Here is a 22418-nt window from a genome sequence, read left to right as displayed (position 1 = left end):
AGTCCGATGTCCGTCGGAAGAAGCAAGAAGGAAGAAGGAAGAGGGAAGAAACACTCGTTTCCAGGCTCTGCCTGGGAACGCATATGGGCGAGGCTCTGCCTCGAATTGTCAACTTATGAAACATTGGAGAAAGAATGAAAAGGACTAAATTGAGACTGAAAAAAGTAAAGTTATTTCTGCTGTCGCTTTGCTTTTTTACTGTTTCACTGGGCACGTTTAATTTGTTACCTTCCTTTGCGGCGGCACCCAAACACTACGACGAATTAACATTCCCGGCGGTGCCAGAAATTAAATTACCTAAATATACTCGATTCGAGCTAAAAAATGGCATCCGGGTGTATCTGATGGAAGACCGGGAACTCCCGTTAGTCGGGGGAACTGCGCTATTTCGCACTGGCGAGCGCTTTGAACCTGCCGAGAAAATTGGATTGGGAGGATTGACGGGAGAAGTGATGCGAACTGGGGGCACGAGCCGACATACGGCTGATGAACTAAATCAATTGCTAGAACAGCGAGCAGCTTCCGTAGAAACGGGGATTGATGTTAGTTCGGGCAGCGCTAATTTTAGTGCTTTAGCTGAAGATGTGGAACCCGTGTTTGACTTATTTGCGGAAGTGATTCGGGAGCCAATATTTGCTCAGGAAAAGTTAGATTTAGCGAAGAATCAAACTCAAGGTGCGATCGCCCGCCGCAATGACGATCCTGACGATATTACCGGCCGCGAGTTTGAAAAGTTAATTTATGGATCTCGCAGTCCTTACGCGCGTACGGTAGAATACAAAACCCTCGCCAATATTTCCCGCGACGATGTGGTGAGTTTCTACCAGAAATATTTCCATCCCAAGAATATGATTTTGGGTATTTCTGGGGATTTTGATACAGCTAAAATGCGATCGCTCGTCGAGCAAAAATTCGGTAACTGGCAACCGAGTCAAAGTGCAGAAGTGCCTGCACTACCAACCGTATCGCCCGCAAATGGGGGCGGCATATTTTTGGTAAATCAGCCGCAATTAAGTCAAAGTTACGTGCAAATGGGACATTTGGGCGGAATGCTCAGCAGTCCAGATTACGGTGCTTTGGACGTAATGAATGGGGTTCTCAATGGTTTCGGTGGCCGTTTGTTTAATAACGTGCGATCGCGCCAAGGCTTAGCTTATTCAGTATACGCGGCTTGGAGTCCGAGATATGACTATCCGGGGGTGTTTGTCGCTGGAGGCCAAACGCGATCGGACGCCACAGTACCGTTTATCCAGGCAATTCGCGCCGAGATCGATCGTATCCGTACCGAACCAATTACCCCGGCAGAATTAGCTTTTGCTAAAGATTCCACCCTGAATTCTTTCATTTTCAAATTTGAAAATCCCAGTCAAACTTTGTCGCGATTAATGCGCTACGAATACTACGGTTATCCCGAAGATTTCATTTTTCGCTACCGCCGTAGCATCGAAGCAGCAACAATTGCCGACGTGCAGCGCGTAGCTAAGACTTACTTGAAACCGGAGAATTTGGTAACATTAGTAGTGGGAAATAGTGCGGCAATTGAACCGCCGTTATCGAGTTTGGGAACTTCGGTAAAAGTGCAATCTGTTGATATCACAATTCCCCCAGCCACTTAATTTATTTGTGATTAGGAGTCGCAGATTCGAGTAAGGACACGGCAATGCCGTGTCCCTCCTCTTTGCCTCACAATTTTCAACTAAAAATCAATACTCAAAGGCGCTCTCGGAAACGGAATCACATCCCGAATATTCCCCATTCCAGTCATAAACTGCACTAAGCGCTCAAATCCCAAACCAAAGCCAGCGTGAGGCACAGTACCGTAGCGGCGCAAATCCAAATACCACCACAATTCCTCCTTATTCATACCCTGGGCTTCCATGCGCCTCTCCAACACATCCAGCCTTTCTTCCCGCTGCGAACCGCCGATAATTTCCCCAATATTAGGAGCCAAAACATCCATGGCTCGGACGGTTTTCTCGTCCTCATTTAAACGCATATAAAATGCTTTAATGCCGACGGGATAATCGCTGACAATCGTCGGCTTTTTAAACAAGTCCTCAGCCAAATAACGCTCGTGTTCCGACTGCAAATCTAAACCCCAACTGACCGGAAAATCAAACTTTTTGTCTGCTTTTTCCAAAAGTGCGATCGCCTCGGTATAAGTAATCCGCTCGAACTGATTATTAATGATATTTTCAGCAGTAGCCAAAACCGTTTTGTCAATGCGTTCGTTGAAAAACTCCATATCTTCGGGGCAATGCTCCAAAACGTATTTAAAAATGTACTTTAAAAACGCCTCAGCCAAATCCATATCTCCCTGCAAATCGCAGAAAGCCATTTCCGGTTCAATCATCCAAAACTCAGCTAAATGTCGCGAAGTATTAGAATTTTCCGCTCGGAAAGTCGGGCCAAAAGTGTAAACATTTCCGAAAGCCATCGCCATAACTTCCGCTTCCAACTGGCCGCTAACTGTTAAATAGGCGCGCTTTCCAAAAAAGTCTTTAGCATAATCAACCTCTTGCGAATCAGTGCGCGGCACATTCTTTAAATCAAAGTTGGTAACGGCGAACATTTCCCCCGCACCTTCGCAGTCGCTAGCAGCAATAATCGGAGTGTGAACCCACAAAAAACCGCGTTCTTGAAAAAATTGGTGTACCGCCGCCGAACAAGCATTGCGGACTCGAAAGACAGCACCGTGGGTGTTTGTGCGCGGCCGCAAATGCGCGATTGTCCGCAAAAATTCAAAGGAATGCCGCTTTTTTTGCAGCGGATAAGTTTGCGGGTCTGCATCCCCGTAAACTTGTACTTGTGAGGCTTTCAACTCTATTCGCTGTCCTTTTGCTGGAGATGCTACCAGCACTCCCGACACTTCTAGAGATGCACCTGTATTCAGTTGTTTCAGTACATTTTCAAAGTCTGGCAAATCGGAATTTATGACTACTTGCAAGTTAGCCATGGCCGAACCATCGTTGACTTCGACAAAGGCAAATTCTTTCAATTCGCGTTTGGTACGAACCCAACCTTGAACAGTTACAGTTTCGTCGGGTTCACCTGCGCGCAAAATTGCTGCAATTCGTTGATTTGTCATATCCACTCCTGTTTATTTAATATTTATTTTGCACCATCTTTCTCTCTTTTCTCTTCCTCTGCGTCCTCTGCGCCCTCTGCGGTAAATAAAAAAATCAAAAATCCCCACATTGTTCAACCTGCATAGGATTTCAAAATCCAACCGATCAAAATACCGAGTCCCCCAAAGCGAACTGCTTGCCAAAAAGGTTGTTTTATGCTTCCCCAAGAAAACAGGCTGCTTTCTAAATTCAACTCGATAGTTTCCAATTCTTGCTCAATTTCCCGCAATTCTTTTTTGAGTTGCGGCAATGGATTTCGGCGCCCCGACTGGAGGATTTCTTCGCGCCGATGGCCGAGTTCGACTTGGCGCTGTCGATCGACCTGAATCTGAGTGTACCGTTCTTTGACTGCCGCGAGCGATTGCTCCACTGCTGCGAGCGCTTGAACAAACTCGCTTTCTTGCTCTTCCGGATTTAACTCTGACGGCTGTTGAGGCATTTCGATCTGCAAACCTGACAATAATAATAAAAAAAACCGATTTCCAATTAAGTTGTTATTATATGCAGTATATTTTTTAAATTCAGAAACGGCAGCCAAATCTCTATAATTGCCACCTATGCTTGAAACTACACAAACAACCCAAACTGTCAACCTCAACGAGCTGAGCACGGTAGAACTAGCCCAAGCTCTAGCCGCGCGCCTCGCCATCCACGAAAAAGATTGGCACCGCCTCAAAGCCAACCGTTCCGCGCGGGCCTGCGAACAAGCTGCAGCCGCTTTGGTTTTTTTGCTTAAAAAACAGCCAGAAGAAGCTCTCCCGCGCTTAAACCAAGCAGCAGGATGGCTGGATCGATCGATATCTGCTCCTCCCTGTCCCACCCACGGCAAATAATTAGATTGCTTCGTTGTTCGTAACGCTGGGCGGTTTAGAGTTTGAAGTTTTGACTTGATTAGTCGCTCAAAACTTAGACAATCGCGTCGCTCGATCGAGCAGCGCGATTGTGAGTTCAAAAGATTTATACTTTTTTAACTCAAAACTCACATTTTGCATTATGATCAGCTATCAATAGCTAGAGCGTTCAAATTCTCACTGCAAACTTCAGTCCGGAAACGAAAAAATTTCCAGGTCTAGCTGAGGTGAAAACTGCTGCTTTCATAGCGGTGCTAGCGCAAGCGAGGCAGTCGGTAGCGACTGGGAAGTTCTTTGCACAGCCGTAACTCTGTACCTTGAGAATTCCACTCTACCCGATCGAATATTTGGTAAAGAATAAACAACCCCCTACCACATTCCTGTTCCACATGGGGTAGTCCAGAGTCATCTGCAACATCCTCTGCTAGGAGACTGTCGCAATCATCGGTATAAAGGTTACAACTGCAAGGGGCTTTAAAGCCAGAACCTTCATCCGATATCACCCACCAATATTGGTTTTGGACGATCGAAAAACGGACTCCAACAGTTTTACCGGGGTCTAATTTGTTTCCATGCTTAGCAGCATTTACCAAAGCTTCTTGAAGCCCCAACCGCAATTCCGCTTGCCAGTGATCCGGAAGCTCTGCTAGGAGCAGATCCAAAATAGGACAAAGGTATAGGGTAGAAGCGAAGCTAATCGTAATCCAATTGCGTCCGACGGGACGAGGTGAAATAGCAATCACTCAGAAAACTCCCTAACTTTCAGGTGGATAAAGTTCACACCCTGCATAGTTGGCTCCCTAGTATTCAAAATGCTAATTAATTGAGCGGCGCAGCTCTACTTCTATCTTAGAGTATCAAAGCAATTAAGAACAGCAAACAACGTCACAAAATATTCAGCGATTCTGAGAAACTTCTGCAGAGAACCATCAGTAATTTTACTTATAAGTTCTCCTAGCCGCGAAATTTTTGAGGTTGACTTTTGCCAACTACCAACGCTGAGGCTAGCTGCATCCGCGAAGCCGTCAACACCTTTTGAATAAACGATCCCCACCTTGAAAAGCTCGGAAATAACTATAAAAAAGTCGATCCCTTGACCCTCGCCCATCAGATTCTACCCTCGCAGCCCCTGGGCAAGCGCCATTGCCCAGAACTTGCTCAGGCCGCCAAACAGCAAAATCATCATACCTAGGTATGTTGCAGCCAAAACCCGATTTATTTTCCTAAATGCGATCGGGCAAAACATCTCCGCTTGCTACGACCCTCACAAAATCAATATTCGTTACAAAACTTATTAATCCTGAGTGCGGAAGATCGCCAGATCCCAACTCGCTCACATTGACGAATCCTTTGCTAGCGGAAGCCCGGCGCGGATGCCAAACTTTATAAATCTGAGCGTCGCGATACAATAGTTAAAGTAAATAATTATTTCTTTACATCATGCAAACAACCCCAGCCATCACCACAGCCCCCATAGCCGGCACTTACTGGCAGTGGCGGGGGCATTCAGTATACTACGTTCGATCCAGCGATCGGCATCCAGAACGCCCTCCGCTGCTGTTAATTCACGGTTTTGGAGCCTCCACAGACCACTGGCGCAAAAATATCAGCGGGCTGAGCAAAGACTTTGAAGTGTGGGCGATCGACCTGATCGGATTTGGGCGATCGGCAAAACCAGAATTACAGTACAGCGGCGACCTCTGGCGCGACCAACTCCACGACTTTATCACTAACATCATCGGCCGGCCCGCCGTACTAGCCGGCAACTCCCTCGGAGGTTACGCCGCCTTGTGTGTAGCAGCCCAGCGCCCCGAATCAGCAGCCGGACTCATATTAATCAACAGCGCCGGCCCCTTCAGCGAACCGCAGCCCGCACCCGAAGCCCCGCCCTTGCAAAAAGCCATATCTGCGGTAGCTAAAACGTTATTTCAGCAAGATTGGGCAAGTTTTCTGCTGTTCCAGTACGTGCGCCAGCGATCGACAATTCGGAAAACCCTAGAAAAAGTATATCTCGACCAAAGCGCCGTTACAGACCAATTAGTAGAAGAAATATACCTTCCCTCCTGCGATCCCGGTGCCCCCAAAGTATTCGCTTCCGTATTCCGAACACCCCAAGGCGAAAAAATTGACGTATTACTTAGTCAATTAACCTGCCCGTTGCTAATGCTCTGGGGAGAAGGCGATCCGTGGATGAATTCCACAGAAAGAAGCGCTAAATTTCGCAAACACTATCCGCAGTTAACAGAACACTTTATCAAAGCTGGTCACTGTCCCCACGACGAAGTACCAGAACAGATAAACGAACTGATTCGCGCATGGATAATTGACCAATAGTCGATCGGCACATTGATAATTTTCCCCCGGCCATCTCCTCCCTCGGAGAGGGGGAAAATTATCCGATTTGCAGTAAAAGTTTATGTATTGTGCCAACACAAACGCGGTTAAATTCTACTCAAATATTCTGAGGAGACGGAAACAATGACCCGCAAAAAGACTCGCCGCAATTTTATATTGAGCAGTATAGCTGTTGCCAGCGGCATTGCAGGTGCTAAGGCGATCGAACAGCAGGATCGGGAAATCGCAGCCGCACCCAATAACAAGGCGGCCGCCACAGTAAAAATGCCAGAACGAGTGTTAGGCAAAACCGGGGTCAAAGTGCCGATTTTCGGTTTGGGTGGGGCCGGACAAACACCGCTGTCGCAGCCGGGAAGAGAAGCAGAAGCAGCGGCGCAAATTGAACGCGCGATCGAACTAGGCATTCGCTATTTTGACACCGCGGCCGAGTACGGGCCCAGCGAAGAAAACTTAGGCAAAGTTTTGCCACCATATCGATCGCGTCTCTTCCTAGCCACAAAAACCTCCGCCAGAGACAGAGATGGCGCGTGGAGAGACTTAGAGCGATCGCTCAAAAGATTGAAAACTGATCGGCTAGACTTGTGGCAACTCCACCACGTCTCATTCCAAGCCGAATTAGACCAAATTTTCAGTGCCAAAGGAGCAATAAAGGCGATCGAAGAAGCCAAACAGCAAAAAATAATTCGTTTTTCCGGCATCACCGGACACCACGAACCAGCCATTATTGCCGCCGGCTTGGAGCGGTATCCTTTCGACACAACATTAATCTCCCTCAACGCCGCCGAAAAACATCACCCGCGCTCCTTTGTTACCAGCGCTTTACCAGTAGCCAAAGCAAAAAACATCGGCGTCATAGCCATGAAAATACCAGCTTACGGCAAATTATTTCAGAACGGTGTTTTAGATGGAATGCACCAAGCAATGGGCTACACGCTTTCACTTCCCGGCGTGCACTGCTGCGTCATCGCCGCCGACTCAGTAAAGCAATTAGAAGAAAACTTCAAAGTCGCCCAAGCATTCAAACCTCTGAACACAACAGAAATGGCAGCACTTGAAAAACGCACCGCCGCGGCTTGGCAAGAAAATACATTTTTCAGACAGTGGACTTAAAATACCAACTCCAAAATCCCTTTTTTCCTGTGTGTTCGTTGTAGTGTATTTATTGTGGCGCGGCCGTCCTGGCGGTGAATCATCTTATGTGCGATCCTCTTCGAGGGCTTCGCTAACGAACGAATGCAATCAAATTGTTTTGTAGTCAGGACTTGATCCCTCATAAAACTACTAGAATTCAAATCCTGACTACAAACCTACAACGTTTAGGTTAGCGAACTTTCTTTTATCTGCGGTGAAAATATAGCAACCGCCAAGCCGGTTAGGAGATTTTAAATTGCTGACACGATTGCGATTGTTGCTTCTTCCTTCTTCCTTCTGCTATACCTCAAGTCAAAAAACAAGGCGACCTGATTTGGTCGCCTTGTCTTATATCATAAAAAATGCAATTTGTCCACAGCCAAAAGCTACTTTTTTTTCCGTTTAGCCTTATCTAACCGCCTGCGATCGCGCCACTCAACAGAAGTCAAATAAGCGACCCCGCCAGTCACCGTCACCAGCAGTACAAAGGCCACTAAAACAAGAATATTAGCAATCGAAAATTCCACAACCCCTCTTCCTCTGATGTTACATTGTCTACTTTCGATTTTAGATGAAAAATGTTAACAATTAACAGTTGAATATAGACGGCTAACTGTTAACTGTTAACACTCGATTCAAACTGCTGGCAAATCTTCCAAAATTGTAAACCTCACATGATTAATTGCCAGACTCCCCACGGAAACATCCTCCTTGTTCAAAGGGAGACCGCCGCTCGTGAGACTTTGAAACCGAATTCCCTTGCCAATTTCTACGTGATACCAAGCCAAACCCATAAAAAATCGCAAAGGATAAGGGCCTCTGTCTTGAATATCATCAGGATTAGATTCCATCGGCACCCAGCCAAAACCCGGAATGTAAAATTCCAGCCAAACGTGATTGAAATCCGGCTCCAGCGACACACCTTTTCTGTCAGCAAAAGCCGGACACTTGTAGCGCCCGATCGTGCGGCAAGCAATCCCGTTTAACCTAGCCAAAGCCAACAACAAGCCCACGTACTCGCCACAAGAACCGATGCCGCGGCGTAATACAATATCGGGAGTGTCAATGTGAGGCCTAATCCCGTAAGAAAGTTGGTCGTAAACAAAATTGCGAATGCTCAGTAACTGCCTCAGAATATTAGTTTCTGAGCCAATGGCAGCCACAGCAGCCGATCGCACAATATCCGTCTCCATCGCCAAATTGTCATTATCCACCAAATACTTAGCTGCAAACTCCGGCGACAGCTTCGGAATCTTTTCGACATCCCGAGGCGACAACTGATACTTAATCGATCGAACTTCTAACAATGCCTTCCAGCCAAAAATTCGCCGTTCCCCAGGGTGCAGGCGATCGAACTTAAACACCGCCACCCGTTCCCCTTCCAGAATTTCCTCCGTAAAAGGCATTCCGATAGGCGTCACACTCCTTACCTTTTGCCGATGAGTTTCCGAAGGCAAAGCAATCCGCCACTCCAAATTTTCGATTTCTACCTCATCGAGAGGAGACAGTTCCTCCACATAAGACATTTCCATCAAAAAACCGTTTGACAGAGCGTAGCGCTCGGCTTCATTGTAGTGAAAATACAAAGGCTGAATAAAAGTGCGATCGCGCTTCGTCAACTGAAAAGGATCTTCCGAATTCGGGTCATCCCGGATGTAAAGTTCATCCCCGGCATAAGCCACGTACAGAACCTCCTCCCCGGTTTCGGCATCCTTGTGAAAAGCCAAACCAGAAGGCGACTCAAAGGGAGTCAAAACGCTAAATTTAATCTCCCCAGTTCCCCGTTCCAAACAGTAAACAGTTTGCTCAGTTTTGTCGCAAACCCAAATTTCCTCATCCCGGACTGTGATATTTTCTACCCCAATACCGGGAGCGTAAAACCGAGTAATTTCCCGACCAGTTTTCAGGTCAAAAACCAGAATCGAGTTTAATCTCTGGCAAGTCACATAAAGCGTAGATTTCCACACAGCAATCCCGTCAGCAGGATAAGAAAGTGAAACAAAATGTTCCGGCTTGAGTTCAGTTATCGCCCCGTCCCGAACTGCGCCCCGACAGCAACAAATATCCTCATCCCGCGCAAACCAGAGAGTATCTTCCGAAATAGCCAGCCCCGTTGCGCCCGCAAACTTAGCCGTTTGATAAGGATTCAAAACTGTAGTGTTGTCAGTTTCTCGATCGATCTCCAATAGCAGCCCTTCGGCGCGATCGACAGCGAACAACCTATTTCCTAAAAAAGCAATGCCGTGCAGTGCCAAGACTCCGATGGGTCTGACCATCCGCAGCCCCGAAGGCTGTTTGTCCGAGAGAACAGGTGAATCGAGATTCATGCTAAATTTCTTGCCGGTATTGTACAGAAAACCTGATTTGTAACTTGTAGCCGATCGCTTGAGGTTCACCAGCAAAATTGCCGAGTTTCCTGATATCCAGGACTGACGCATCAACCAGGTGTTTTTACGAAAATAATTCGTTTTAGCCTCTTGTCTGAGTTAAAAAACCCGGAATATTAGCCTGGGTCAAAGTTGGGTTTAACAAGCTCAACCCAACCTGCTGCCGTCAATGCAAGTAAGTATAACTACTAAGCTACCACTGACAAAGGCGACACAGAATTCTATGTTGAGCACAGCGAGCCAAATAATCGTATCTGCCTAAAGATATAAATTAAGTACAACAGATTACTAGATTCGCCAAAACCTTGGATAGAATAAAACCGTGAGATAAAGTTCCTAGGTTCATCAGAAGGCAGGTTCGTCATGGCTTTGAAGTCTGCTCTAAATATCGGTGCTCTTTCCTTAATTCTGTCTTTAGAGGCAGTTGCCGCCGGTAGTTTTTTAATACCAGCAGAGGCTCTCAACAGCCCCGCAAACATTGTCCAGCGCGCCTCACCACCGCAGCTACCCCTCAACTGGCAAACAGTTCAACTCCCTGACCCCAGCGGAAGCAGACCGAACATTCAGCCAACGGGAGTCACGTGGAATAGCTTTCAACCGCCGGAGGACGGAGTACCCGGAAGGCGGGAAGGGGGAGGAACCCGTGGCTTAGAATGCCCCTCCGCCACAACTGCCTTAACTGCCTTGATTCCCCAATCAACTATGGGGCAAACCATATCAGCAAAACCAACATTTTTCTACTACCTTCCCGTAGCCATCGACAAAACAGTTCAGTTTGAGTTAGCCGACGAAAGTGACAAAACACTATACAAAAAAAGTTTTCGCATGGTAACTAGCCGTGCAGGTGTAGTTAGCGTCAGCCTCGGCTCCGACGACAACTCGCCAGCCCTGGAAGTTGGCAAAAACTATCAATGGTACTTTACTATCAAATGCAACCCAAAAAATACAACGGATGATGTTCTCGTTTCCGGGTGGATCAACCGCACCGCACTCGCCCCAACCGTGAAAACAGAGTTGGATCGATCGCCCGATCGTCGCGCCCACCTCAGCATCTTCGCCCAACAAGGTCTCTGGTACGAGTACCTAGCAACTCTAGCTCAATTGCGTATCGAGTCTCCCAGCGATGCCAGTTTAGCGATCGAGTGGTCAGCAGTGTTGAACTCCGTCCAACTCGGCAAAATAGCCCAAGAACCCTTAGTCGCAAGTGAGTTAACACCTATCACAAGAAAATAATTCAACACCAGTTTCAAAAAAGAATGCAACGGTAGGCAAGCCCCAAACGGTGATAGCCATCAGTCAGTCGATTTTAGATTTTAGATTTTAGATTTTAGATTTACTTGCTGCATTGAATCTGGGAGGAGGAACAGGAGTCTAAAATTTTAGGATCTACACTGATGAGCGTTCGGGGCACGGTATCCGTTTTTGGGCGAGTCATTGCCAAATCTCGAATCTCAAATGGTATGACTGGTGCAGCAAGTACGAAAAACTCGGTTTCGAGCGCGGTATTTGGCAGCGCCACAGATGATTTTTGCCGGTTCCTGGTTGTTTGGTCGATCGTCCTAAATAAATTAAAATTTGTGTACTGATCAGCCGTTCGGACTTCTGACATCTTGAAAGCCAGACTGTGGAAATTTTGAGGGTCAAGTTTCGTCTAATACTAAATGATAAACTGGCATAGTCAAGCAGCCGACAAACTTATTTTAGAGAAATTATTAATTATGCGCCCGAATGCAAATATTGCAATATTTCGGTTGGGGCTTTCACTTCTAACTGCGCTCCCGATGGCTTGCTTTTATGCCAATAAAGCTATATCCCAAACAAACGATATTTCTCAGTTGCCCGTCGCCGCTGACAACTCAGCAGATACGGGCAATCAAGTATTAGCACTGCAAAAACTGGAAATCAACCAGGATGAAACAGCGACCAACTTAAATCAGCTTCCCGATTCGATCGAGACCAACCCTGAACCAGAAACACAATCGAACCCCGCCGAGAACAGCCAAGATGCCTGTTCCACAATCGATGAAACTGCTTGTGGTGCGGGCATCTTGCCCGAACAAACAAATCTCGTTGACAACGATCCCCAATGTCAGAACCAGCTAGATTGCAATCATCTTTTAGCCCAGAACCAACCCTCGCTGCCTCCAAACCTGCCACCGCCGCCTACGGAGCCCGATCCAAATCGCGATCGATTTCTGCAACCAGCCCCGCAGCCTTCTCCAGAACCTCCCCAAGTACCACCCACAGTAGCACCGCCGTCCCCGTCGCCAGTTCCCCCAACCCTCCCGAATACACCAATTGAGGTGCAGAAAATTCAAGTAGTTGGCAGCACAATTTTAAGCCAAGATGAAATTAATGCCTTAGTCAACCCCTTAGAAGGCCGTTCTACCACCCTAGAACAGCTCAAACAAATCGCAGACAAAATTACCGAAATTTACCTCAATCGTGGCTACATCACTTCGAGGGCAGTCTTGCCGCCCCAAACTATCACCGCAGGGGTAGTCCAAATTCAAGTGATTGAAGGCAAGCTAGCCAGAATTGAGGTAGAAGGAACTAAAAGATTGAATCCAAATTACATCCGCAGCCGGATTCGACTCGGTGCCGGAATGCCTTTAAGCACAGCTTCATTAGAAGACCAACTCCGGCTGCTGCGAGTCGATCCTTTATTTGACAATGTAGAAGCCAGTCTCCGGGCTGGGGATAATGAAGGCGAGAGCATTCTGATAGTCCGAATCTCGGAAGCTAATCCATTTCAACCTACTTTCAGCATTGACAATTACTCGCCTCCCAGTGTCGGTTCCGAAAGATTGGGAGTTAGTTTGCGGCACCGCAATATAACAGGAAATGGCGACGAACTGGCAGGGGCTTATTATCGCTCGCTCGGCGATTCAGACGTGTTTGATTTCAGCTATCGCGTGCCGCTAAATGCGATGAACGGCACTTTGCAATTGAGGGCGGCCCCGAACCGCAACAGTATTGTGCAAGAACCTTTTGACGCTTTTGACATTTCGGGAAAATCGCATTTATTTGAAGTTAGTTACCGCCAGCCACTGCGGAGAACGCCGATCGAAGAATTTGCCTTGTCTGCCGGTTTTACTTATCAGACAGGCAGAACTTTTGTCGCCGGCGAACCGACTCCTTTTGGCATCGGTCCGGACTCCAATGGTGTCACCACTACGAGTGCAATTAAGCTGGGACAAGACTACATTCGGCGGGACCCGCAGGGCGCTTGGGCTTTGCGATCGCAATTTACGATCGGCACTAGCTTGTTTGATGCTACTCAAAACGAAGGTTCCGATCCCGACGGACAATTTTTTAGTTGGCTGGGTCAAGTGCAGCGAGTACAGCGATTGAATGACAAACATTTATTAATTTTGCAGGCAGACTTGCAGTTGTCAGCTAATAGTTTGTTGCCTTCCCAGCAATTTGTAATTGGCGGCGGGCAATCTTTGCGTGGCTACCGCCAAAATGTCCGTTCTGGCGATAACGGCTTCCGAGTTTCTATCGAAGATCGGATTACTTTGCAGCGCGATGCTTCGGGAAATCCTAAACTACAATTAGCTCCATTTTTGGATGCAGGTACGGTATGGAACGTTGCGAACAATCCTAATAAATTAACAAATCAGACATTTTTAGCAGGTGTGGGTTTAGGGGTAATCTGGGAACCGATACAGCGAGTGAACCTGCGGGTAGATTACGCTTTCCCATTGGTGAGAATTAGCGATAAAGGCGACAATCTGCAAGATAAGGGCATTTACTTCAACATAATTTATACACCCTAAAGGGACTTACTGATATCTGGGAGCATTGTCAGCAACAGGCAAGATGCCTGTTCCACAAAATATAAATTTTCTTGTGGAACAGGCATCTTGCCTGTTCCTAAAAGGCTAATTGAGAATGGTGCAACATATGAGGACTTAGGCACTCGCGGTGTCCTGACTGGGGGTAATATTAATTCCCACGCTACCGGAGTTGGTATTACACCCAGGTAGGAGTCCCTTGAGAAAAATCAGCTCGCTTTACACACCACACTCAGCCAGTCAAAAAATAATAACATCGACGAGCCAACGCCCCGCCGATCGATTCAAGTTACATCCCTTAACGTCTTTTTCTCACCCTTGACGCAGCCAATGACAGACAAAGATTATGAAAAATGATAGAGTTTGTCCTTAACATAAATAATTTTTTCTGACAACTAACCCCCAGCCCATCTTAATTTTGATGACCTCGGTAAAAAAAGAGCCAACGCTAAGCAGATTTGCCTATCCAAAAAACTATAGCTTTTGGCTTTTAGGGATTCGCTAGAGACAGGTTTAGTTGACCCCCCTCTCCCAATTCTTAACTCTCCCAAAAAACAATTATGCTGCCAGAGAAATACCGAAAAGTGCATCGCTGTCTCCCTCTGGTGATCGGAGTTGTATTCGCTACTACCTACAGCATCCCCATCAGCGGCCAACCCAGGATTGCCACACCATCCCAATCACCGACAACAGAAAACCTAGGCGCATCAGGAACGCAGCAACCTGTGCAAGCATTTGGCGGGCAAGTCGCCATGTTTGTGGGGGATAAGGGGAGAGTCATAAGTGCAGTATTTAGCCCCGATGGTCCGCAAATCCTCACTGCTAGTGGAGATCGAACCGCCCGCTTGTGGGATATCAAAGGTAATCTCCTGACTGTGTTCCCAGGGTATGAGAAATTAGTCTTCGCTCCAGTATTTAGTCCTGATGGCAGCCAAATTCTCACCACCAGTGGGGATAAAACCGCCCGCCTGTGGGATATCCAAGGCAATCTCCTAACCGAGTTCCGGGCGTCTGAGGATCAGTTTGCTCTTAAAAGTGCCGTATTTAGCCCCGATGGTAGCCAAATCCTCACCGTTAGTACCTTTTTGGATAAAGCCGACAGGTGGGATAAACTCCGTTTGTGGGATACCAAAGCCAATCTCAAAGCAGAGTTCCAGACCAGAAGTGACGGACCAGGAGGCTTCCTAAAAGCCGTATTTAGCCCCGATGGTCGCCAAATTCTCACCCTTAGTTGGGATGAAACCATCCGCTTGTGGGATACCAAAGGTAATCTTCTCAAAGAATTCCAGGCGCATACGGCTATTGTCCTCAGTGGAGTATTTAGTCCCGATGGCAGGCAATTTCTGACCGCCAGCCAGGATAAAACTGCCCGCCTGTGGGATACCAACGGTAATCTCCTAACCGAGTTCCAGGGGCATGAATATCATGTCGAAAGTGCAATATTTAGCCCCGATGGTCGCCAAATCCTTACCATTAGTTTGGGAACCGCCCGCATTTGGGATACCAAAGGTAATCTCCTGACTGTGTTTGGCCAGCATGGAGATTCCCACTGGAGTTCTGTCGAGAGTCTAGCAGGATTTAGCCCGGATGGTCGCCAAATCCTTACCAGTAGTAGGGATGGCAGCGCTCAAATTTGGGATACCAAAGGCAATCTGCTGGCAAAGTTGCGGGGGCATAACAATAGCATACGGGCAGTATTTAGTCCCGATGGCAGGCAAATCCTCACCACCAGTGGGGATAAAATCGCCCGTCTGTGGGACGTATCAGCCGCTATTGCTGCCGAATCCGAGCAAATAGCTGCCAGGGAAACCTTTCAGGAAGGCGTGTCCAAAAATAACGCTCAACTGGCAATATTCCGAGGACACAATAGTTCTGTCACCAGTGCCGTATTTAGTCCCGATGGCAGGCAAATCCTCACCGCTAGTCGAGATGAAGCTGCACGGTTGTGGGATCTCAAAGGCAATCTCCTAACCGAGTTTCGGGGGCATCAGGAAGGGGTCTATAGAGCAATATTTAGCCCCGATGCTCGCCAAATTCTCACCACCAATGGTAAGAACATCCGTTTGTGGGACACGAAAGGCAATCTCCTCTCTGTATTGCAAGGGCACAGTTCCATCAATGCAGTATTTAGCCCTGATGGTAGCAAAATCATCCCCAGCGATTGCCAGTGCTACCCGGTCAGCCTTTGGGATAGCAAAGGCAACCTCCTCGTTCAGTTCTCGGTGCTTCAGAAAATGGCAGTGGGGGTTTTGGAGTTGATAGTCCATAGTGCAGTATTCAGTCCTGATGGCAGCCAAATCCTTACAATCAGTGGCTCTAAAACCGCCGGCTTATGGGATACCAAAGGCAATCTCCTGGCCGAATTCCCACTCGGGCATGAGGGGAGCGTCAGAAGTGCAGTATTTAGCCCGGATGGTCGCCAAATCCTCACCGCTAGTCGAGATGAAACCGCCAGCCTGTGGGATATCAAAGGCAATCTCCTAGTCGTGTTCCGGGGGCATAAGAAGCGGATCGAAACAGCCATATTTAGCCCCGACGGTCGCCAAATCCTCACCACCAGTTTGGATAACACAGTCCGCCTGTGGGATATCAAAGGCAATGTATTGGCAGAGTTTCGGGGCCATGAGAAAGGAGTCACCAGTGCCGTATTTAGTCCCGACGGTCGCCAAATCCTCACCGCTAGCTATGATGGAACTGCACAAGTTTGGGATACCAAAGGCAATCTCCTGGCTGTGTTCCGAGGGCATGACATAGAAAGAGGTGTCATAAGTGCCGTATTTAGCCCCGATGGTAGTCAAATTCTCACCGCTAGTTCTGATGGCACCGCCCGTCTGTGGGATGTATCAGTAGCAATTGCTGCCCAAGCCCAGCAAATGGCAGCAGTGCAAACTTTTCGGGAAAGCGTATCTAAAAATAACGCTCAACTGGCAGAGTTACGGGACGATAAGTATGGATTCGAGCGTGCAGTCTTTAGCCCGGATGGTCGCCAAATTCTCACCCTTAGTTGGGATGAAACCATCCGCTTGTGGGATACCAAAGGCACTCTTCTAACCGAGTTTCAAGCCCCTAAGAAAAAGGTCAGAAAACCAGTATTTAGCCCCGATGGGCGCCATATCCTGACAAGTGGTGGTGCAACCGCCCACTTGTGGGATACCAAAGGTAATATCCTCACCGAGTTCCAGGGACACCAGGAGGAGGTTGAAAGTGCAGTATTTAGCCCGGATGGTCGTCAAATTCTCACTGCTAGTAGTGATAACACCGCCCGCCTGTGGGATATCAAAGGCAATCTCCTGGCTATATTCCAAGGACATGAGATTGATGTCAACAGTGCAGTCTTTAGTCCCGATGGCCGGCAAATCCTCACTGCCAGTTTAGATAAAACCGCCCGTCTGTGGGATACCAAAGGCAATCTCCTGGCTGTGTTCCGAGGGCATGAGAAGAGTGTCGAAAGTGCAATCTTTACCCCTGATGGTCGCCAAATTCTCACTCTAGGCAGTGATTTCCACGGAAATGCCCGCCTGTGGGATATAAAAGGTAATCTCAAAGCAGAGTTTCGAGGGCAAAAGGATGTAGATAAAGGTTCCAGTCACGATGAGAGTGCAGTATTTAGCCCCGATGGTAGTCAAATCCTGATCACCAGTAACGATAGACTTTCCCGCCTGTGGGATATTTCTGGCAATCTCCTAGCAGTATTGCGAGATCATGACAGTTCTGTCAACAGCGCCGTATTTAGTCCCGATGGCCAGCAAATCCTCACCGCCAGTGAGGATCAAACCGCCCATCTGTGGGATGCAAAAGGCAATCTTCTAGCGATATTTCGAGGACATGAGGATGGGGTCAACCATGCAAAATTTAGCCCTGATGGTCGCCAAATCCTCACTGTTAGTAGTGATAGAACTGCTCGCCTGTGGGATTTATCAGTTGGGATAAAAGTTTCTGCTGCTGAAGTAGCATTTATCAAAGGAACTCAACTTTCTAGCCAAAGCACAGTCGAATCTAAACAACTTGCACTGGCAAAGTTAGAAGAAGCCCTCGCACTCTATCGTGCAGATAGAAACTACGCCCAAGCCACACGCACTCTCCTTTCAATGGGTAAAATTTACGCCCATTTCGGACAATTTCAATCGGCCCTCGACTCCTACAATCAAGCATTACCCTTATCGCAACAAGCCGGTGCCAAAGCCGAAGAAGCCGCCATTATCAACAGTTTTGGTCAACTCTACATCGATTTAGCTGACCCGACAAGCGCCCTGGATTACTATAACCAAGCATTACCCTTATTCTATCAATTAAATGACCAAGCGACAGTCGCCAATACCCTCAACAACATTGGTAATATTCAGGCTGCTACAGGAAACTGGAAAAATGCCCTAGACTCCTACAACAAAGCCCTGGTAATCTCCAGACCCGCAGGTAATTTAGCAGCAGAAGCTACTGCCTTAACTGGCATTGGTAGCACCTACATCGCTTCAAAAGAATGGTCAACGGCCCTAAATGCCTACAACCAAGCCCTGAGCATCTCCCGACACTTAAACGACAAAGTAAAAGAAACCACAGTCCTCAATCAGATGGGGAAAATACAAGCTGCTTTAGGTCAGAATTCTACCGCCCTTGAAAACTACAACCAAGCTTTATCTTTATCCCAACAACTCGGTTACAAAACAGAAGAAGCGCACATCCTCTACAATCTTGCCATCTTAAACCGCAAACAAAATAACCTCGCCGCCGCCAAAACACCAATCGAAACCGCAATTAATATTATTGAAAACCTCCGCACCCAAATCGCTAGCCAAGAACTGCGCCAGTCTTACTTTGCCCGCAACCAAGATTATTACCAGTTTTACATCGATTTGTTGATGCAACTGCACCCGAAAAATCCAGATAAAGGTTACGACGCACAAGCCTTTCATGCTAGCGAACGTGCTCGCGCCCGCAGTCTGCTTGAACTCCTCAGCGAAGCCAGCGCAAATATTCGCCAAGGAGTTGACCCGCAACTGCTAGCACAAGAACAAAATTTGCAACAACAACTCAGTGATTTTCAGACTCGCAAATACCAAATTGTCATCGCTCAATCTACGCAAGAAGCTCGGGAGGAAATTCAACAAAAAATCGACACAGTTCTCAAGGAACTCGCTCAAATAGAAGCTAAAATTCGCGCCAGCAGTCCTCGTTACGCTGCTCTCAAATATCCCGAACCTCTCAACCTGCAACAAATTCAACAACAGGTAATCGATGACAATACGCTACTTTTAGAATATTCTTTGGGTGAGGAGCGCAGTTACTTGTGGGCGGTGACGAAAACTTCTTTCACCAGTTACGAACTTCCTTCTCGCACTGAGATTGAAGCCGCGGCTAAGAATTTCCGCGATACTTTAACCAAAGAGACCACGAGAACCTCTCCTCAAATCGTTGCCGAATCTGCTGCACTTATAAGCCAAATGATCCTCGCTCCAGTTGCTTCTGAGTTGGGCAACAAGCGCTTGCTAATTGTTGCGGATGGCGCTTTGCAATACATCCCTTTTGGCGCCCTTACGCTGGAAAAATCTGAAGCACCGCTAATAGTTAAGCATGAAGTTGTTAATCTGCCTTCTGCTTCAACTTTAGCTATTCTGCGGCGGGATATGGCGACTCGTCAACCGGCTCCAAAGACGATCGCCTTGTTTGCAGATCCAGTTTTTAGCCCGGACGACGAACGGCTCAAAGGCACGAGTACATCGCCTGCAACCAAGAATCAAACTGTTGAAAGTCTGCCCCTGGAAGCGCAACAATTACAAAGATCCGCATCAGAGGCTGAAATTTATTGGACTCGCTTACCTTTCTCGCGAACTGAAGCTGAGCAAATTCTGGCTTTGGTTCCCGATGATTTGGAAAAACAAGCCCTTGACTTTACTGCTAATCGTACCACGGCAACCAGTTCCGATTTATCTCAATATCGCATTGTTCATTTCGCTACGCACGGATTTGTTAATAGCAGACATCCAGAATTATCGGGATTGGTGTTATCTTTGGTTGATGAGAAAGGCACTTTACAAAATGGCTACTTGCGACTCAATGATATTTTCAATCTAAATTTACCGGCAGAATTGGTGGTGCTGAGCGCGTGTCAGACGGGTTTGGGAAAAGAAGTTAAAGGAGAAGGGTTGGTGGGTTTGACGAGGGGGTTTATGTATGCGGGGGCGCCGCGTGTGGTGGTTTCTTTGTGGAGTGTTGAAGACCAAGTAACTTCTGAGCTGATGACACGATTTTACAAAAAAATGCTCCAGGATAAATTGGCGCCTGCTGCGGCACTGCGAGCGGCGCAAATCGAAGTGCTACAGCTTCCAGAATGGCAATCTCCTTATTATTGGGCTGCTTTTGGGCTGCAAGGAGAATGGAATTGAGTGCGCCACTGACGATCGACAGAAGGGGAAAAAGTGGCCGAGTCCGATATGAAGAAAATATTTTCTTCTTGCTTCTTCCCTCTTGCTTCTTCCCTCTTCCTTCCACATCCGATATTAATCGCCGACTTCCCCGACAACCTCCGCAGCAGCCTGAGTTTCGAGCCAGAGTTTGAGCAGCAAGAGCTCTGCCCGATCGCCCAAAACAGTCGCAAACACGCCGTCAGCCTCCTCAGACGCCCCAGAAATCCACGTACCGCGCAGAGTCACTTCTACAAAGTCAGCATCAGCAACACAAAGGGCGATCGCATCGTTGTCGTTTCGGCGGGCCTCAGATTCCAACAGAGGCAGCGCCGACAAATTCGCGGGCAGCAAAAATGCCGCAGTGCTCGGTTCGACGCTGATGCTTTGACCAACTCGCATAGCCAGCACAACTCGCAGCGCCACTAACTGTTCGGGAGATTGAGCCAAACGCTCCAGGTTAAAGCCCGTTTCAGTGTAAGTCAACTTCAGCATATTGACAGCCCTAAATTTGGAATTGAAAGTTTAAAATTGAAAATCGGGAATTGGGAATTGGGCATCGGGCATCGGGAATTGGGAATTGGGAATTGGGAATTGGGCATCGGGCATCGGGCATTGGATAGGTCGGAATGAAAAGTTTGCTATTGCGACCTAAAATCCTTTTCAATTACAGGACTTAATTAGCTATTAACTATTAGCAATTACCAATTACCAATTACCTGTTTGGCCCATGCCCCAATGCCCCATGCCCTATTCCCCATGCCCTATTCCCCAATTTGGTATTCGTGCCAAAACAGTTCGGCAAAAGCAACAGTGGGGTGTATGGGGGCTTTCGGCTTAGTTCGCAGAGACATTCCGGCTTCTATGGGAGTTTGATCGCCCTTACGAGAGTTGCACCGTTCGCAAGCAGTCACCACGTTGTCCCAAGTATGCGGGCCGCCCTTCGATCGAGGCATCACGTGATCCAGCGTCAAATGCCGATTGCTACCGCAGTATTGGCAAGAATGAGCATCGCGGCGCAGAACTTCCCGGCGATTGACCGGGGGCACTTTCCAAAGGCGTTCCCTGTTACCAAAAGTCAAGCGGATTTGTTCGGGTACGTGGATGCTGGTGCTGGGCGATCGTACCAGCCAGCCGTTGCCGATGCTAAAATCGAGAGGTTCAGCCTTGCCTGTTACCAACAGTACGATCGCCCGTTTGATGTTGACACGGCTCATTGGTAGGTAATTCTGAGAAAACACCACCACAGATTGCCTCAATACATCAGTTACTACGGTCACGGCTTGCTCCTCCTCATCAATTTTGGATTTTAGATTTTAGATTTTGAATTTTGAATTTTGCTTGCTTCCTCAGCATTGGCTACATCTGGTTTTTTCCCAGTTCCCCAAGCGGATCGAATTTCTCAAATATCCAATCAAATGCCCCCGCTTCTCTTACTTAGAAGCGGGGGCTAGAAAAACTGCTAAAGGCAAATTTTCATCCTGTCTTGGTACAGTCGTTTAGCTGTACCTCCCGCTTCGCGTATCTCGATATGGGTGTGCCACTTGCAGACCGTCCCGGTCTACCTCGTTGTAATTAATTTCTGCAATTTGTCCTAATCCACTATAACCGGGTTTAATTAGGCCCAAGCCCGCCCACGAGGTCGCTGCGACAGTCGCAAAACCCGTCCTAAAGACGTGCTCTAACGACTCGGAGTGACCCGTGGGGTGATCGCAATTCAGTTGATAGGTGGAGTAGGTGGGGAGAAATTTCACTGTCGGCAGAAGGTGGTTAAGAGGCTTTCAATCTAGCTGTAAACATACTACACTGATATTACACATATGTCCACCCGTCACGGAGAAAAAATTATGCATACCCTACCTAGAACCTCAACCACCGAAATGGAAGTCACCAGCATTCGACTCGAAAGAGAACTCAAAGAGAGACTTAAAGATCTCGCAGGCAATCAAGGCTATCAAGCTTTGATTCGAGATTTGCTCTGGAATTACGTGCAGCAGAAGTCTGGAGAGTATCGGCAGATGTTTTCTCGATCGGATATTCGAGCCAGCATTAATGCCACAGCACAGCAGGAAGAACGCTGCGCGCTTACAGGAGAGTTGATTCGACCGGGCGGGCCGATGTTATTAGGCCTGACGATGCACGGCGAAATGGTGCCGCTGAGTATAGGGAGTATGGCCGGATAAACCAGTTTATCGAAAATTTGTGAGAGCGATCGGCCTGGGGTGAAGGCCCCAGGCGCTGAAGATCAGACTATTTTAGATTTTAGATTTTAGATTTTAGATTTCAATACTTCGGACAGTTTTTGATTACCAACCGTAGAATAAGGGTTTCCCGGCTCCAAGGCAATCGAGATACCAACGGAAAATCC

General features: G+C 47.6%; 15 protein-coding genes. 8 read left to right on the top strand and 7 right to left on the bottom strand.

Annotated elements, in window-relative coordinates; genetic code table 11:
• Window positions 1–134: 134 nt before the first annotated feature.
• Window positions 135–1616, top strand: coding sequence for a pitrilysin family protein (locus tag QUB25_RS20315; protein WP_333059833.1), 1482 nt, complete (start codon window positions 135–137; stop codon window positions 1614–1616).
• Between the two features lie 80 nt (window positions 1617–1696).
• Here QUB25_RS20315 and asnS read toward each other — a convergent pair whose 3' ends face one another.
• A complete protein-coding gene (gene asnS / locus QUB25_RS20310; RefSeq protein WP_333036931.1) occupies window positions 1697–3088 on the bottom strand; it encodes an asparagine--tRNA ligase in 1392 nt (463 codons plus the stop codon).
• 113 nt (window positions 3089–3201) lie between these two features.
• On the bottom strand, window positions 3202–3567 hold the full coding sequence (locus QUB25_RS20305; RefSeq protein WP_333185464.1) for a DUF2203 domain-containing protein: 366 nt from the start codon (window positions 3565–3567) through the stop codon (window positions 3202–3204).
• Between the two features lie 118 nt (window positions 3568–3685).
• Here QUB25_RS20305 and QUB25_RS20300 point away from each other — a divergent pair, with 118 nt between their 5' ends.
• Entirely contained in the window at window positions 3686–3961 is a 276-nt protein-coding gene (locus QUB25_RS20300) for a DUF6439 family protein (RefSeq protein ID WP_006631172.1), read from the top strand.
• A 272-nt stretch (window positions 3962–4233) separates the two neighbouring features.
• Here the strand turns inward: QUB25_RS20300 and QUB25_RS20295 are convergent, their stop codons facing one another.
• Window positions 4234–4722: an anti-sigma regulatory factor gene (locus tag QUB25_RS20295; RefSeq protein WP_333036929.1), complete on the bottom strand. Its 489-nt coding sequence runs from the start codon at window positions 4720–4722 to the stop codon at window positions 4234–4236.
• A gap of 697 nt (window positions 4723–5419) precedes the next feature.
• On the opposite strand from QUB25_RS20295, the gene QUB25_RS20290 reads away from it, so the two are divergent.
• Together QUB25_RS20290 and QUB25_RS20285 are read left to right on the top strand one after the other, a co-directional pair.
• The gene (locus QUB25_RS20290) at window positions 5420–6313 is read left to right on the top strand and encodes an alpha/beta fold hydrolase (protein WP_333185461.1); all 894 of its coding nucleotides are present in this window, start codon (window positions 5420–5422) and stop codon (window positions 6311–6313) included.
• A gap of 144 nt (window positions 6314–6457) precedes the next feature.
• The gene (locus tag QUB25_RS20285; protein ID WP_333185458.1) at window positions 6458–7444 is read left to right on the top strand and encodes an aldo/keto reductase; all 987 of its coding nucleotides are present in this window, start codon (window positions 6458–6460) and stop codon (window positions 7442–7444) included.
• A 407-nt stretch (window positions 7445–7851) separates the two neighbouring features.
• Here the strand turns inward: QUB25_RS20285 and QUB25_RS20280 are convergent, their stop codons facing one another.
• Window positions 7852–7992: a hypothetical protein gene (locus tag QUB25_RS20280; protein WP_190660773.1), complete on the bottom strand. Its 141-nt coding sequence runs from the start codon at window positions 7990–7992 to the stop codon at window positions 7852–7854.
• A gap of 108 nt (window positions 7993–8100) precedes the next feature.
• Entirely contained in the window at window positions 8101–9792 is a 1692-nt protein-coding gene (locus tag QUB25_RS20275; protein ID WP_333185499.1) for a transglutaminase domain-containing protein, read from the bottom strand.
• A 423-nt stretch (window positions 9793–10215) separates the two neighbouring features.
• Between QUB25_RS20275 and QUB25_RS20270 the strand changes: the two genes are divergently transcribed.
• From QUB25_RS20270 to QUB25_RS20260, 3 genes are all read left to right on the top strand, one after another.
• Window positions 10216–11085, top strand: a complete 870-nt coding sequence (locus tag QUB25_RS20270; RefSeq protein ID WP_333185457.1) for a DUF928 domain-containing protein — start codon at window positions 10216–10218, stop codon at window positions 11083–11085.
• Window positions 11086–11513: 428 nt separating this feature from the next.
• Window positions 11514–13634 (top strand): ShlB/FhaC/HecB family hemolysin secretion/activation protein, encoded by a 2121-nt coding sequence (locus tag QUB25_RS20265; protein ID WP_333185455.1) that lies wholly within the window; start codon window positions 11514–11516, stop codon window positions 13632–13634.
• 578 nt (window positions 13635–14212) lie between these two features.
• Window positions 14213–20032 (top strand): CHAT domain-containing protein, encoded by a 5820-nt coding sequence (locus QUB25_RS20260; RefSeq protein WP_333185453.1) that lies wholly within the window; start codon window positions 14213–14215, stop codon window positions 20030–20032.
• Between the two features lie 114 nt (window positions 20033–20146).
• Here the strand turns inward: QUB25_RS20260 and QUB25_RS20255 are convergent, their stop codons facing one another.
• Complete coding sequence (locus QUB25_RS20255) at window positions 20147–20545, bottom strand: alr0857 family protein (RefSeq protein ID WP_333185451.1); 399 nt, start codon at window positions 20543–20545, stop codon at window positions 20147–20149.
• 269 nt (window positions 20546–20814) lie between these two features.
• Window positions 20815–21330: an HNH endonuclease gene (locus QUB25_RS20250; RefSeq protein WP_333059844.1), complete on the bottom strand. Its 516-nt coding sequence runs from the start codon at window positions 21328–21330 to the stop codon at window positions 20815–20817.
• 567 nt (window positions 21331–21897) lie between these two features.
• On the opposite strand from QUB25_RS20250, the gene QUB25_RS20245 reads away from it, so the two are divergent.
• A complete protein-coding gene (locus tag QUB25_RS20245; RefSeq protein ID WP_333059845.1) occupies window positions 21898–22233 on the top strand; it encodes a hypothetical protein in 336 nt (111 codons plus the stop codon).
• Window positions 22234–22418: the final 185 nt, after the last annotated feature.

The sequence above is a fragment of the Microcoleus sp. B3-D7 genome, assembly GCF_036705305.1.
In the GTDB taxonomy this organism is placed as follows: Bacteria; Cyanobacteriota; Cyanobacteriia; order Cyanobacteriales; family Microcoleaceae; genus Microcoleus.
Note: the sequence above shows the minus strand (reverse complement) of the source record. Positions and strands in the feature narration are given on the sequence as shown.